Origin of the sequence: Novosphingobium kunmingense, assembly GCF_002813245.1 — a bacterium.
Taxonomy (GTDB): Bacteria; Pseudomonadota; Alphaproteobacteria; order Sphingomonadales; family Sphingomonadaceae; genus Novosphingobium; species Novosphingobium kunmingense.
The window spans coordinates 245735-259831 of sequence record NZ_PHUF01000003.1 but is presented as its reverse complement, the minus strand read 5'-3'; the positions used below and the strand labels follow the sequence as shown (position 1 = coordinate 259831).

General features: G+C 64.6%; 10 protein-coding genes. 4 read left to right on the top strand and 6 right to left on the bottom strand.

Features of this window, described 5'->3' with window-relative positions:
- The first annotated feature begins 40 nt into the window (after positions 1–40).
- Complete coding sequence (locus tag B0I00_RS07340) at positions 41–739, top strand: winged helix-turn-helix transcriptional regulator (protein WP_100866742.1); 699 nt, start codon at positions 41–43, stop codon at positions 737–739.
- 71 nt (positions 740–810) lie between these two features.
- Here the strand turns inward: B0I00_RS07340 and rplL are convergent, their stop codons facing one another.
- The 5 genes from rplL to B0I00_RS17350 all read right to left on the bottom strand — a co-directional run bounded on the left by rplL (position 811) and on the right by B0I00_RS17350 (position 3040).
- Positions 811–1188: a 50S ribosomal protein L7/L12 gene (gene rplL / locus B0I00_RS07335; protein WP_100866741.1), complete on the bottom strand. Its 378-nt coding sequence runs from the start codon at positions 1186–1188 to the stop codon at positions 811–813.
- Between the two features lie 76 nt (positions 1189–1264).
- Positions 1265–1780 (bottom strand): 50S ribosomal protein L10, encoded by a 516-nt coding sequence (gene rplJ / locus B0I00_RS07330; RefSeq protein ID WP_100866740.1) that lies wholly within the window; start codon positions 1778–1780, stop codon positions 1265–1267.
- A 359-nt stretch (positions 1781–2139) separates the two neighbouring features.
- A complete protein-coding gene (locus tag B0I00_RS07325) occupies positions 2140–2346 on the bottom strand; it encodes a helix-turn-helix domain-containing protein (RefSeq protein WP_100866739.1) in 207 nt (68 codons plus the stop codon).
- A complete protein-coding gene (locus tag B0I00_RS17015) occupies positions 2346–2891 on the bottom strand; it encodes a DUF2975 domain-containing protein (RefSeq protein ID WP_157812497.1) in 546 nt (181 codons plus the stop codon). Before B0I00_RS17015 ends, B0I00_RS07325 begins: the two co-directional genes overlap by 1 nt.
- A 23-nt stretch (positions 2892–2914) precedes the next feature.
- Positions 2915–3040, bottom strand: coding sequence for a hypothetical protein (locus B0I00_RS17350; RefSeq protein WP_269800238.1), 126 nt, complete (start codon positions 3038–3040; stop codon positions 2915–2917).
- 410 nt (positions 3041–3450) lie between these two features.
- On the opposite strand from B0I00_RS17350, the gene rpoB reads away from it, so the two are divergent.
- From rpoB to rpoC, 3 genes are read left to right on the top strand one after another with little or no spacing between them, the layout of a single operon-like run.
- Positions 3451–7611, top strand: coding sequence for a DNA-directed RNA polymerase subunit beta (gene rpoB, locus B0I00_RS07315; RefSeq protein WP_100866737.1), 4161 nt, complete (start codon positions 3451–3453; stop codon positions 7609–7611).
- Positions 7612–7625: 14 nt separating this feature from the next.
- On the top strand, positions 7626–8462 hold the full coding sequence (locus tag B0I00_RS07310) for an FkbM family methyltransferase (protein ID WP_100866736.1): 837 nt from the start codon (positions 7626–7628) through the stop codon (positions 8460–8462).
- 10 nt (positions 8463–8472) lie between these two features.
- On the top strand, positions 8473–12762 hold the full coding sequence (gene rpoC, locus B0I00_RS07305) for a DNA-directed RNA polymerase subunit beta' (protein WP_100866735.1): 4290 nt from the start codon (positions 8473–8475) through the stop codon (positions 12760–12762).
- Positions 12763–12850: 88 nt separating this feature from the next.
- Here rpoC and B0I00_RS07300 read toward each other — a convergent pair whose 3' ends face one another.
- On the bottom strand, positions 12851–14044 hold the full coding sequence (locus B0I00_RS07300) for a serine hydrolase (protein ID WP_100866734.1): 1194 nt from the start codon (positions 14042–14044) through the stop codon (positions 12851–12853).
- Positions 14045–14097: the final 53 nt, after the last annotated feature.

Here is a 14097-nt window from a genome sequence, read left to right as displayed (position 1 = left end):
ACTTTGCATCCGTCGTCGGCGCCCAAGGAGCCCTTCACCCATGGCCGAGCAATCCTACCACCAGTTCTGTCCGGTCGCGATGGCATCGGAACTGCTCTGCACGCGCTGGACCATCGTGGTGTTGCGTGAACTGCTGTGCGGACCGGCCCGCTTCAACGAGCTGCGCCGCGGGATGCCGCGCATGTCGCCGGCCCTCCTGACCCAGCGGCTACGCGAACTCGAGGATGCTGGAGTCCTCGAACGGCGGCCCGCCGCGCGCGATCCCGGCGCGACCGAATACGTGCTGACCGATGCCGGGCAGGAATTGCGCCCGATCGTCGAGGCGATGGGCTGCTGGGGCCAGCGCTGGGTGGCGAGCGAACTGTCGCTCGAAAAGCTCGATGCGACGCTCCTGATGTGGGACATGCGCCGCAACCTGGTGATCGATCCGCCACCGCCGGCGCCGCGCACCATCCACTTTACCTATCCCGATGCCCCCGCGCGCGAGCAGAAATGGTGGCTGGTGATTCGCCCGGACGAGCCGGTCGACCTGTGCTCGGTCGATCCGGGCAGCGACATCGACCTGTTCGTGCGCGCGCCGCTGGCCGAGATGACCGCGATCTGGATGGGCCATTCGACCATCGTCGCGGCGAGCGAGGCAGGCCGCCTGACCATGGCCGGCGACGAGCGGCTGGCCGCGACGATCGGCCAATGGCTGCGGCTCAGCCCCTTTGCCGGGGTGGACCGCATGGTCGCCTGACCGGCAACGAAAAAGGGCGGCCCCGCGAGGCCGCCCTTTCCTGTAATCCCGAAGGGGATCGCCGGTCGAAATTACTTGATTTCGACGGTGCCGCCAGCGGCTTCGATCTTCTTCTTGATTTCTTCGGCGTCGGTCTTGTTGGTGCCTTCCTTGATCGCCTTCGGAGCGGCTTCCACCAGCGCCTTGGCTTCGGTCAGACCCAGCGAGGTGATCGCGCGGACTTCCTTGATGACGGCGATCTTGTTGCCGCCGTCGCCGGTCAGGATGACGTCGAATTCGGTCTTTTCTTCGACAGCTTCAGCAGCAGCGCCACCGCCAGCGGGGGCAGCAACGGCAACAGCGGCAGCGGCGCTCACGCCCCAGGCTTCTTCGAGAGCCTTGGCGAGGTCGGCGGCTTCCAGAACGGTCAGCTTCGAAAGTTCTTCAACGAGCTTGGCGATATCAGCCATGATGTTTCACTCCTAAATTGTTGGCCGGAAGCGGGCGGCGCCCAGACATCCGGTAAATCGTTTGAGAAACGTCTGCTTAAGCAGCATCCTTGGCGGCGTAGGCACCGAAGACGCGGGCCAGCTTCGCCGCCGGAGCGGTGGTGAGCTGGGCGACCTTGGTGGCCGGAGCCTGAACCAGACCGATGAGCTTGGCGCGCAGTTCGTCGAGCGACGGCATCGCGGCGAGCGCCTTGACCCCTTCCGCGTTCAGAACCTGCGTGCCCATCGACCCGCCGACGATTTCGAGCTTGTCGTTCGTCTTGGCGAAATCGACGACCGCCTTCGCGGCGGCAACCGGGTCTGCCGAAACGGCAATCGCGGTCGGGCCGGTCAGGAACTCGCCGATACCGACATAGTCGGTGTCCTGGATGGCAAGCTTGGCAAGACGGTTCTTCGCAACCTTGTAAGTCGCACCCGCTTCACGCACCTTGCCGCGCAGGACGGTGGACTGCGCCACCGACAGCCCGAGGTTGCGGGTGACGACCACCACGCCGGCCTCGGCAAAGCTTGCGTTGAGCGAAGCGACCGATTCGGCTTTCTGCGAACGATCCATGCCTTACTCCTTCAAAATGACCGCTTGGGGCATGCCCCGCGCGGCCGGCTACGTTTGTCCATGGCGCGAGGTGCACCACGGGCGAGTCCGTTCGAAGGGGAAGGAGGACGTGAAACACGCCGGATGCAGAACCGCACGGATGGCGGGCCTGCGAAATCTCTGTCCCCGTCTAGGCTGCAGATTAAGAGGGAAACCCTCAGCAACTGTCTCGGACGGCTGATCGGCAAGGGCACGAATCCCCTGCCGGTCGGGGCGGGCCAATAGCGGGATTGGCCGCGAAGTCAAGGAATGTGCAAACGAAAGGGGCGGCGCCCGGTTCAGGCGCCGCCCCGTGCAGGACCGGTCGGGACTAGGGACGGTCAGTCCTGCGTATAGCCGATGAGATCGCCCGGCTGGCACTCGAGCGCCTCGCAGATCGCCTCGAGCGTGGAGAAGCGGATCGCCTTGGCCTTGCCGGTCTTGAGGATCGACAGGTTGGCGAGCGTGATGTCGACGCGTTCGGCCAGTTCGGTCAGGGTCATGCGCCGCTGGTGGAGCAGATCGTCGAGCTTGATGGTCACGGGCATCACACGGTTCCTTCCAGATCGGCGCGCATGGCAGCGCCTTCGCGGAACACCCGGGCAAGGATGAACAGCACCATCGCGAGCAGCAGGCCGCCCAGCGACAGGCCGAAGTCCGACGTCGCATCCTTGAACGTGCGGGCCAGCCATTCGCCCAACGCGCCTACAGGAGTCGAGGTCAACTCGATGGCGACGGTGAGCCAGCCCATGGCGCGCAACCGGTCGGCGTTTTCGGGTGCGAAGGGATCGCCCAGCGAGACGCTGTCGATGATCGCCTTCAGCTTCTGAAGCCAGCGCAGCGCCATGGCTGCCATCGCAGCGACAAGGGCCAGGATGAGCAGAAGCGCGGTCATCGCCTCCCACAGCTCGGCGCCGGGCTTCATGTTCTTGGCCATCTCGCGGATCAGGTCGGGATGCTGCACGGCCCAGGCTCCGCCGAGGGCAACCGTGGTCAGAGCCATCACGGCCAGGACAATCCAGGCCAGAACGATAAGGAACGATACGAACGCCTTGGCAAAGCCCAGCAGGGCGTCGGGTTTGGCATGTGGCATGGCGGCCCCCTTGAGGTGCGGGTTCAGAGGATCTTGACGACCGCCACCGCGGCGGCGGGATCGGCCGGGGTGGCCAGGGTCGGCAGCCACAGCGTGAAGACCACGGTAATGGCGAGGACGGCGGCGAGCGGGTGGTTGGACTGGGTCATTGATCGTTCTCCGATATGTTCGATATCGATAGTCAATAAACCGATTCGCCCATATCGTCAATCGATAATATCGAAAAACGATATTCAGTTGATTGATAATCGGAAAGTCGCGGATTCCGCGACCTGGCCGCGGCAGCGCCCTGCCCCCGCGTTTGACAGCAAGGGTCCTCGCGCCTATATGCCGCCTTCGCTCAGGCTTCGAGCAAGCCGGTCCCATGCGCGGGGGACTGGCACGGAAGGAAGCCCGGACGTTTCATCTGACGCAAGAAGGCTGCGGGCCGCTTCCCGATCGGGAGGCGTTTGTCCTGCGGCCTTTTCGCCGTCCGGTGGATGCCACCAAGCCCGCGCGTGGCACAGTTTTCAGCCGGATTTTCCAGTCCGGCACTCAAGCGAAAGAGGCACGTCTCCTCATGGCAACCAAGCCCGCCAACACGCTCCGCACCCCTGCGAAGCGCCGCATCCGCAAGATCTTCGGCGACATCCACGAAGTGGTGAAGATGCCGAACCTGATCGAGGTGCAGCGCGAATCGTACGAGCAGTTCCTGCGTTCCGAACCGTCGTCCGGGTATGTTTCGGGCCTCGAAAAGACGCTGCGCTCGGTCTTCCCGATCCGCGACTTCGCCGGCACCAGCGAACTGGACTTCGTCCACTACGAGCTGGAAGACCCCAAGTACGACACCACCGAGTGCCGCCAGCGCGGGATCACCTATGCCGCCCCGATGAAGGTCACGCTGCGCCTGATCGTGTTCGAGGTCGATGCCGAAACCGAAACCCGTTCGGTCCTCGATATCAAGGAGCAGGACGTCTACATGGGCGACATGCCGCTCATGACCGAGAACGGCACCTTCATCATCAACGGCACCGAGCGCGTCATCGTCAGCCAGATGCACCGCTCGCCGGGCGTGCTGTTCGACCATGACCGCGGCAAGACGCACTCTTCGGGCAAGTACCTGTTCGCCGCCCGCGTCATTCCGTACCGCGGGTCGTGGCTCGACTTCGAATTCGACGCCAAGGACATCGTCAACGTCCGTATCGACCGCAAGCGCAAGCTGCCGGTCACCGCACTGCTGCACGCGCTGGGCCTGAACGACGAACAGATCCTCGGCTACTTCTACCAGACCGTCACCTGGAAGCGCGGCGAAGGCGGCTGGCGCCTGCCCTACGTGGCCGAACAGTGGCGCGGCCAGAAGCCGGCCTTCGACATCGTCGATGCGAAGTCGGGCGAAGTGATCTTCGCCGCCGGCACCAAGATCAGCCCCCGCGCCGCCAACAAGGCGGAAAAGGACGGCCTTGCCGAACTGCTTATCCCGACCGAGGAAGTGTTCGGCCGCTATTCGGCGCTCGACCTGATCGACGAAAGCACCGGCCGCATCTGGATCGAAGCGGGCGACGAAGTCAGCCCCGAAAACCTCGATGCGCTCGACAAGGCGGGGATCGACCAGCTCGAACTGCTCGACATCGACCACGTCAACACCGGCCCGTGGATCCGCAACACGCTTAAGGCCGACAAGGCCGAAGACCGCGACCACGCGCTGGCCGACATCTACCGCGTCATGCGCCCGGGCGAACCGCCGACGCGCGAAACCGCCGAAGCGCTGTTCGACGGCCTGTTCTTCGATCCGGACCGCTACGACCTGTCGGCCGTGGGCCGCGTCAAGCTCAACATGCGTCTCGGCCTCGACGCCGAAGACACCATCACCACCTTGCGCAGCGAGGATATCCTGGCTGTCGTCAAGGAACTGGTGAACCTGAAGGACGGCAAGGGCGAAGTCGACGACATCGACAACCTCGGCAACCGCCGCGTCCGTTCGGTCGGCGAACTGCTGGAAAACCAGTACCGTGTCGGCCTGCTGCGCATGGAGCGCGCGGTCAAGGAGCGCATGAGCAGCGTCGACGTGTCGACCGTCATGCCGAACGACCTGATCAACGCCAAGCCTGCGGTCGCCGCAGTGCGCGAGTTCTTCGGTTCCTCGCAGCTCTCGCAGTTCATGGACCAGACCAACCCGCTGTCGGAAGTCACCCACAAGCGCCGCGTTTCGGCGCTTGGCCCGGGCGGCCTCACCCGTGAGCGCGCCGGCTTCGAAGTCCGCGACGTTCACCCGACCCACTATGGCCGCATCTGCCCGATCGAAACGCCGGAAGGCCCGAACATCGGTCTGATCAACTCGCTGTCGACCTTCGCCCGCGTCAACAAGTACGGTTTCATCGAGACCCCGTACCGCAAGGTGATCGACGGCAAGGTGACCGGCGAGGTCGTCTACCTGTCGGCCATGGAAGAGCAGAAGCACACCGTGGCCCAGGCCTCGGCCGAGCTGAACAAGGACGGCTCGTTCGTCGAGGAACTGGTTTCGGCACGTGAAAGCGGCGAATTCGTGATGGCGCCGCGCGATCACGTGACGCTGATGGACGTTTCCCCCAAGCAGCTCGTCTCGGTTGCCGCCTCGCTCATTCCGTTCCTGGAAAACGACGACGCCAACCGCGCGCTGATGGGATCGAACATGCAGCGCCAGGCCGTTCCGCTGATCAAGGCGGATGCGCCCTTCGTCGGCACCGGTATGGAAGAAACCGTGGCGCGCGATTCGGGCGCGGCGATTTCGGCCCTGCGTTCGGGCATCGTCGACCAGGTCGACGCGACCCGTATCGTGATCCGCGCCTCGGGCGATATCGAACCTGGCCAGTCGGGCGTCGACATCTACCGCCTGCAGAAGTTCGAACGTTCGAACCAGTCGACCTGCATCAATCAGCGTCCGCTGGTGAAGGTGGGCGACCTCATTGAAAAGGGCACTATCATCGCCGACGGTCCTTCGACCGAATTCGGTGAACTGGCACTTGGCCGGAACGTGCTCGTCGCGTTCATGCCGTGGAACGGGTACAACTACGAAGACTCGATCCTGATCAGCGAACGCATCGTCAAGGAAGACGTCTTCACCTCGATCCACGTCGAGGAATTCGAAGTCATGGCCCGCGACACCAAGCTCGGGCCCGAGGACATCACCCGCGACATCCCGAACGTCGGCGAGGAAGCGCTGCGCAACCTCGACGAAGCGGGCATCGTCTATGTCGGTGCCGAAGTGCATCCGGGCGACATCCTGGTCGGCAAGATCACGCCCAAGGGCGAATCGCCGATGACGCCGGAAGAAAAGCTGCTGCGCGCCATCTTCGGCGAAAAGGCCAGCGACGTGCGCGACACCTCGCTTCGCCTGCCGCCGGGCGTGTCGGGCACCATCGTCGACGTGCGCGTCTTCAACCGCCACGGCATCGAGGTGGACGACCGTACCCGCGCCATCCAGAACGAGGAAATCGAACGCCTCGCCAAGGACCGCGAAGACGAACGCGGCATTCTGAACCGCGCCACCTACAACCGCCTGCGCGACATGCTGGTGGGCCAGGTGGCGGCCGCCGCGCCGAAGGGCTTCAAGAAGGGCGACACCATCGACGAGGCCAACCTCGGCGAAGTGGAACGTCACGAATGGTGGAAGTTCGCGGTTGCCGACGACAAGGTCCAGGGCCAGCTCGAAGCGGTCAAGGAACAGTACGACGCGACCGTCAAGGCGATCCAGGAGAAGTTCGAGGACCGCAAGGAAAAGCTCGAACGCGGTGACGAACTCGCCCCCGGCGTGCTCAAGATGGTCAAGGTCTTCGTCGCGGTGAAGCGCAAGCTGCAGCCGGGCGACAAGATGGCCGGCCGTCACGGCAACAAGGGCATCATCAGCCGGATCCTGCCGCAGGAAGACATGCCGTTCCTCGAAGACGGAACCCCGGTCGACTTCGTGCTCAACCCGCTGGGCGTGCCCTCGCGCATGAACGTCGGACAGATCTTCGAAACCCACCTCGGCTGGGCCGCCCGCGGCCTCGGCAAGAAGATCGGCGATGCCCTCGATGCCTGGCGCGAAGCCAACCCGAACCCCGAGGCCGGCCAGCCGCCGGAAGCGGTGCGCGAACTGCTCAAGACCGTCTACGGCGAAAACTACGCCGCCGACATCGACGAGCGGACCGACGACCAGATCGTCGAATTCGCGCAGTCGGTCCGGGCCGGCGTGCCGATGGGTTCGCCCGTGTTCGACGGCGCGGTGGAAGCCGACGTCACCGACATGCTGCGTCTCGCCGGGCTCGACGAATCGGGCCAGGTCACGCTGTACGACGGCCGCACCGGCGATGCCTTCGACCGCAAGGTCACCGTGGGCATGAAGTACGTGCTCAAGCTGCACCACCTGGTCGACGACAAGATCCACGCCCGTTCGATCGGCCCCTACTCGCTCGTCACCCAGCAGCCGCTGGGCGGCAAGGCGCAGTTCGGCGGCCAGCGCTTCGGGGAAATGGAGGTCTGGGCGCTCCAGGCTTACGGCGCGGCCTACACGCTGCAGGAAATGCTGACGGTGAAGTCGGACGACGTGGTCGGCCGCACCAAGGTCTACGAAGCGATCGTCAAGGGCGACGACACCTTCGAGGCCGGCATTCCCGAAAGCTTCAACGTGCTCGTCAAGGAAATGCGCAGCCTCGGCCTCAACGTGGAACTTTCGAGCCTCACCGACGAGGACGAGGGCGACGATTTCGCGGAGGCGGCCGAGTAAGGCGTTCACGGCTCATGTCCAATCCGTTCCTCAAATCGATCCAGCTCATGGCTTCGCGCTTTGGCGTCGCCATGCGCCAACACGTGCCGGTGAGCGCGCAGGAGCCGTTCTTCGCGGCGATCCGGCCCGTCTCGACCGAGCACGCGCTGGTGCGGATCGGCGGCGAGGAGGACGGCGGCTACCTGGTGCCCGACGATCTCGACGGGATCGTCGCGTGCTTTTCCCCGGGGGTGTCGGAAACCGTCACTTTCGAGGAAGACATGCTGGCCCGCGGCATGAAGACGTTCCAGGCCGATGCCTCGATCGCCGACACGCCGCTCAGCCATCCGGGCAATTCGTTCCAGCGCAAGCACTTGGGCATCGTTTCCGACGCGGATACGATCACCCTGGACGACTGGGTCAACCAGTCCGTCGGCGACCAGAAGGGCGACCTTCTGCTGCAGATGGATATCGAGGGCCACGAATGGCTGACGCTGGCGCAGGTCAGCGAGGAAACGCTGACCCGGTTCCGCATCATTGTGCTCGAATTGCACGGCCTCGACCGTGTGTTCGATCCCTTCGGTTCGACCGTGCTGATCCCTGTCCTCAAGCGGCTGCGCAAGCATTTCGACATCGTCCACCTGCACGCCAACAACGTCGTACCGGTCATGACGGGTCGCCGCCACGCTGTCACGCCGCTGGTCGAAGCAACCCTGCTGCGCAAGGACCGCATCCACAGCCGCAATCCCAATACGCGTTTCCCGCACCCGCTGGACCGCGACAACCTGGCCCACCGGCCCAGCGTCGTCGTCCCGCCGTCGATGTATTCCCCCGCGGTCCCGGCCGCGCACACCCATTCAAGCCAGAACTGAGGCTCACACCATGAACGACCTGACCAAGTTCACCAACCAGATGGCGAAGCCCGAAACCTTCGACCAGATCCAGATCGGCCTCGCCAGTCCCGAGCGCATCCGTTCGTGGTCCTTCGGCGAAATCAAGAAGCCGGAAACGATCAACTACCGCACCTTCAAGCCGGAGCGCGACGGCCTGTTCTGCGCCCGCATCTTCGGTCCGGTGAAGGACTACGAGTGCCTGTGCGGCAAGTACAAGCGCATGAAGTACAAGGGCGTCGTCTGCGAAAAGTGCGGCGTCGAAGTGACCGTGACCAAGGTCCGCCGCGAGCGCATGGGCCACATCGAACTGGCCGCGCCGGTCGCGCACATCTGGTTCCTCAAGTCGCTGCCCTCGCGCATCGGCCTGCTGCTCGACATGCAGCTCAAGCAGCTTGAGCGCATCCTCTACTTCGAAAGCTACGTGGTGATCGAGCCGGGCCTGACCCCGCTCGAAAAGTACCAGCTGCTGACCGAAGACGAACTCTACGACTACCAGGACGAGTACGGCGAAGACGCCTTCTCGGCCGGGATCGGGGCCGAAGCCGTCAAGCACATGCTGATGAGCCTCGACCTGGTGCAGGAAAAGGAAGACCTGCTCAAGGAACTGGCCGAAACCAAGTCGGAACTGAAGCCGAAGAAGATCATCAAGCGCCTGAAGGTCGTCGAATCGTTCATCGATTCGGGCAACCGTCCGGAATGGATGATCCTTGATGTCGTGCCGGTCATTCCGCCCGAACTGCGCCCGCTGGTGCCATTGGACGGTGGCCGCTTCGCGACCTCGGACCTCAACGACCTCTATCGCCGCGTCATCAACCGCAACAACCGCCTCAAGCGCCTGATCGAACTGCGCGCGCCGGACATCATCGTCCGCAACGAAAAGCGCATGCTGCAGGAAGCCGTTGACGCGCTGTTCGACAACGGCCGCCGCGGCCGCGTGATCACCGGCGCCAACAAGCGCCCGCTCAAGTCGCTGTCCGACATGCTCAAGGGCAAGCAGGGCCGCTTCCGTCAGAACCTGCTCGGCAAGCGCGTCGACTATTCGGGCCGTTCGGTCATCGTGACCGGGCCGGAACTCAAGCTGCACCAGTGCGGCCTGCCCAAGAAGATGGCGCTCGAACTGTTCAAGCCGTTCATTTACGCGCGCCTCGACGCCAAGGGTCTGTCGATGACCCTCAAGCAGGCCAAGAAGTGGGTCGAAAAGGAACGCAAGGAAGTCTGGGACATCCTCGACGAAGTGATCCGCGAACACCCGGTCCTGCTGAACCGCGCGCCGACGCTGCACCGCCTCGGCATCCAGGCGTTCGAGCCGGTCCTCATCGAAGGCAAGGCGATCCAGTTGCACCCGCTCGTCTGCTCGGCGTTCAACGCCGACTTCGACGGCGACCAGATGGCCGTCCACGTTCCGCTCAGCCTCGAAGCCCAGCTCGAAGCGCGCGTGCTGATGATGTCGACCAACAACATCCTCTCGCCCGCCAACGGCAAGCCGATCATCGTGCCGTCGCAGGACATGGTCTTGGGTCTCTACTACCTGTCGCTCGACCGCGAGGGTGAGCCGGGCGAAAAGATGATGTTCGCCGACATGGCCGAAGTGCACCAGGCGCTGGAAGTGGGTGCGGTGACGCTCCACTCGAAGATCACCGCCCGCGTTCCGCAGACCGACGAGCAGGGCAAGCAGTACCTGAAGCGGTTCGAAACCACTCCGGGCCGAATGCTGATCGGCGAATGCCTGCCCAAGTCGCACACCGTGCCCTTCGACGTGGTCAACAAGGTGCTGACCAAGAAGGAAATCGGCGACGTCATCGACCAGGTCTATCGCCACACCGGACAGAAGGACACGGTGCTGTTCGCCGACGCCATCATGGCGCTGGGCTTCCGCAACGCGTTCAAGGCGGGGATCTCGTTCGGCAAGGACGACATGATCATCCCCGACAGCAAGGAAGCGCTGGTCGAGGAAACCAAGGCTCTGGTTGCCGACTACGAACAGCAGTATCAGGACGGCCTGATCACCCAGCAGGAAAAGTACAACAAGGTGATCGACGCCTGGAGCCGCTGCGGCGACCAGGTGGCCAACGCCATGATGGACGAGATCCGCGCCAGCCCGGTCGACCCCGAAACCGGGCGCCAAAAGCCGATCAACTCGATCTACATGATGTCGCACTCCGGTGCGCGTGGTTCGCCGACCCAGATGAAGCAGCTTGCCGGTATGCGCGGCCTCATGGCCAAGCCGTCGGGCGAAATCATCGAAACGCCGATCATCTCGAACTTCAAGGAAGGTCTGACCGTTCTTGAATACTTCAACTCGACCCACGGCGCCCGCAAGGGCCTGGCGGACACCGCGCTGAAGACCGCGAACTCGGGTTACCTGACCCGCCGCCTGGTCGACGTGTCGCAGGACTGCGTGGTCGTGGTGGATGACTGCGGAACCGAACGGGCGCTGGAAATGCGCGCGATCGTGCAGGGCGGTTCGACCATCGCTTCGCTTGGCGAACGCATCCTCGGCCGCACGCTGGCCGAAGACATCGCCAGCAAGGACGGCGAGATCGTGATGGCCAACGGCACCCTGCTCGACGAAGCGGCCACCGCCGCGGTCGAAGCCTCGGGCGTCCAGGCGGTCAAGATTCGCTCACCGCTGATCTGCGAGGCCGAACAGGGCGTCTGCGCGACCTGCTATGGCCGCGACCTTGCTCGCGGTACGCCGGTGAACATCGGTGAAGCGGTCGGCGTCATCGCTGCCCAGTCGATCGGCGAGCCCGGCACCCAGCTGACCATGCGCACGTTCCACATCGGCGGCGCGGCGCAGGTCAACGAAACCTCGCACCTCGAAGCGATTTCGGACGGCACGGTCCAGTACCGTGACATCCCGACCATCGTCGACAAGCGCGGTCGCCGCCTCAGCCTTGCCCGCAACGGCGAGATCGTGGTGATCGACAGCGAGGGCCGCGAACGCGCGATCCACCGCGTGCCTTACGGGACCCACCTGCTCCACACCGATGGCGCAGCGGTCAAGGAAGGCGAGCGCCTGGCAGAATGGGATCCGTTCACTCTGCCGGTGATCACCGACCAGGCCGGTATCGTGAAGTACCAGGACCTGATCGACGGCAAGACCATGACCGAGGCGACCGACGAAGCCACCGGGATGAGCAGCCGCGTCGTGACCGAGAACCGTTCGACGTCGCGGTCCAAGAAGGAGGATTTGCGTCCGCGCCTGACCCTGCTTGACGACAGCAGCGGTGAAGCCGCGCGCTATATCATGGCGCCGGGCACGACCCTGTCGGTCGAAGACGGGCAAGCGGTCGAAGCCGGTGACGTTCTGGCCCGTGCCAGCCGCGAAGCCGCCAAGACCCGCGACATCACCGGCGGTCTGCCGCGCGTGGCCGAACTGTTCGAAGCCCGTATTCCCAAGGACAACGCGATCATCGCGAAGGCTTCGGGGCGGATCGAATTCGTTCGCGACTACAAGGCCAAGCGCAAGATCGCGATCGTTCCGGAAGAGGGTGATCCGGTAGAATACCTGATCCCCAAGTCGAAGGTGATCGACGTTCAGGAAGGCGACTGGGTCAAGAAGGGCGACAACCTGATTTCGGGCTCGCCCAACCCGCACGAAATCCTGGAAGTGCTCGGGGTGGAGGCTCTGGCCGAATACCTCGTCGCGGAAATCCAGGAAGTGTACCGCTTGCAGGGCGTGAAGATCAACGACAAGCACATCGAGGTGATCGTTCGCCAGATGCTGCAGAAGGTCGAGATCACCGACGGCGGCGACACCGTGCTGCTGGCCGGCGAACAGGTCGATCGCGAGGAAATGGACGAATACAACGCCAAGCTGGAACCGGGTCAGAAGCCCGCGGAAGGCAAGCCGGTGCTGCTGGGCATCACCAAGGCTTCGCTCCAGACGCGTTCGTTCATCTCGGCCGCGTCGTTCCAGGAAACCACCCGCGTGCTCACGCAGGCGGCGGTCGAAGGAAAGCGCGACAGCCTGATCGGCCTGAAGGAAAACGTCATCGTTGGTCGCCTCATCCCCGCCGGAACCGGTGCGGGCATGAACCGCCTGCGCGTGGCCGCTTCCAGCCGCGACGCCGCGCTGCGCGCCTCCTACCGCAAGCTGCAGGAGAGCCTGATCGCTCCCGACAGCGCGGCTGAAGAGCACGCCGCCGAGCTGGCCCAGGGACCGGAAGCCGCCGGCTTCGAAGATCCGCTGGCCGCCGTCGAAGGCGACACCCACGGCACCGATGCCGATGCCGGCGAATACCTGAACCCCGAGGCGGCCGACGGCGAAGAATAAGCCCAGGCCACCTTTCACCGGGACAAACGAAAACCCCGCCGGAGCGATCCGGCGGGGTTTTTGCTGAGCCAGCGCTCGGTGGTGACGGTCAGTCCGGCGTAGCCGACGCTGTCGCCGCCCCTCCGCGCGCCGCGTCGTGCGAGGCGACGAGGGCGCGGCTGACCGCCTGCATCATCTCGAGCCGCGCGGGGTTGGGGAGGCGGGTTTCGCCGATCATCACCGCCACGCCATAGCGCGTGCCGTCTGGCGCTTCGACCAGGGCGACGTCGTTGAACCCGGTCTGCGTGCCGCGCAGTTCCTGGCCCGTGCCGGTCTTGTGATAGGCCTTCCAGCCGGGCAGCAGCCCGCCCTTCAAGCGCCGCGGGCCGCTTTTCGAATGGGCCATGATGTCGAGCAGCAGCGCGGTCGATTGTTCGGACAGCAGCTCGCCGCCGCCAAGCCGCCCCAAGGCCGAGGCGATCCCGGCGGGGGTCGCCCCGTCCATCGGATCGGCGACGTACTTGCCCAGCAGTTCGACCCTGTGGTCGAACGGGACCTTGCCGCGCGCCTCGTCGAACTTGTAGCCTTCGGCGAGGTCCGGGGTCCAGGTCACCCCTGCGATCGCGCTCTGCAGCAAGCGTTCGCCGGGGCCGAAGCGGATTCCCTCGATCTTGCGTTCGGACAGCACCATCCGGACATGGTCGGGCCCGCCCACCCGCCAAAGAAGCTTGTCGTTGGCCATGTTGTCCGACAGCGACAGCGAATCCTGCATCAGGGTCTGCGCGGGCAGGGTCAGCGATCCCTGGTCGAGCACCGTCCAGCGTAGCGGCTGGTTGAACACCACCTGGTCGTCCGGGCGCAGGGTGATCGGCTCGTCCAGGCGCATCTGGCCACGATCGACGGCGTCGAGCACGCTCAGGGACACCCACAGCTTCGACACGCTCTGTTGCGGGAAATATTCGTCGGCGCGCACCCCGACCAGCCACTTGCACCCGGCCTGGTTTATCGCGATCCCGACCTTGCCCTGAAAGCGGGCGGCGATGTCGTTCAGCGCAGTCTGCAGGCCCTCGGGCCTCGGCAGGCAGGACCCTGGCAGGCTCGGCGCGCGGGCATAGGCCGAGCGCACCCCGGCCAGGGTCTTCACCGGATCGCCGGGACGCGACAGCACGGCGAACAGGCCAACGGCGGCAATCCCGCCCAGCACTGTCAGGGTCAGGCCAAGCCTGCGCCGGCGCGCGGATCTGCGCGCCTGGAATGTCTGGTAGAGGGATGCGGCCTCGCCGCGGCGGTGGTGCAGCTTCATGATTTAACCGCGCACTTACCGCAAAGGGTTAACGCTTCCAAGATCGGAGGCGA

What these genes read in the sequence shown, in the direction of transcription:
- rpoB (WP_100866737.1), top strand. Translation starts at nt 3,451, where the DNA reads ATGGCAACCAAGCCCGCCAACACGCTCCGCACCCCTGCGAAGCGCCGC.
- B0I00_RS07300 (WP_100866734.1), bottom strand. Translation starts at nt 14,044, where the DNA reads ATGAAGCTGCACCACCGCCGCGGCGAGGCCGCATCCCTCTACCAGACA.
- B0I00_RS07340 (WP_100866742.1), top strand. Translation starts at nt 41, where the DNA reads ATGGCCGAGCAATCCTACCACCAGTTCTGTCCGGTCGCGATGGCATCG.
- B0I00_RS07310 (WP_100866736.1), top strand. Translation starts at nt 7,626, where the DNA reads ATGTCCAATCCGTTCCTCAAATCGATCCAGCTCATGGCTTCGCGCTTT.
- rplJ (WP_100866740.1), bottom strand. Translation starts at nt 1,780, where the DNA reads ATGGATCGTTCGCAGAAAGCCGAATCGGTCGCTTCGCTCAACGCAAGC.
- rpoC (WP_100866735.1), top strand. Translation starts at nt 8,473, where the DNA reads ATGAACGACCTGACCAAGTTCACCAACCAGATGGCGAAGCCCGAAACC.
- rplL (WP_100866741.1), bottom strand. Translation starts at nt 1,188, where the DNA reads ATGGCTGATATCGCCAAGCTCGTTGAAGAACTTTCGAAGCTGACCGTT.
- B0I00_RS17015 (WP_157812497.1), bottom strand. Translation starts at nt 2,891, where the DNA reads ATGCCACATGCCAAACCCGACGCCCTGCTGGGCTTTGCCAAGGCGTTC.
- B0I00_RS07325 (WP_100866739.1), bottom strand. Translation starts at nt 2,346, where the DNA reads ATGCCCGTGACCATCAAGCTCGACGATCTGCTCCACCAGCGGCGCATG.
- B0I00_RS17350 (WP_269800238.1), bottom strand. Translation starts at nt 3,040, where the DNA reads ATGACCCAGTCCAACCACCCGCTCGCCGCCGTCCTCGCCATTACCGTG.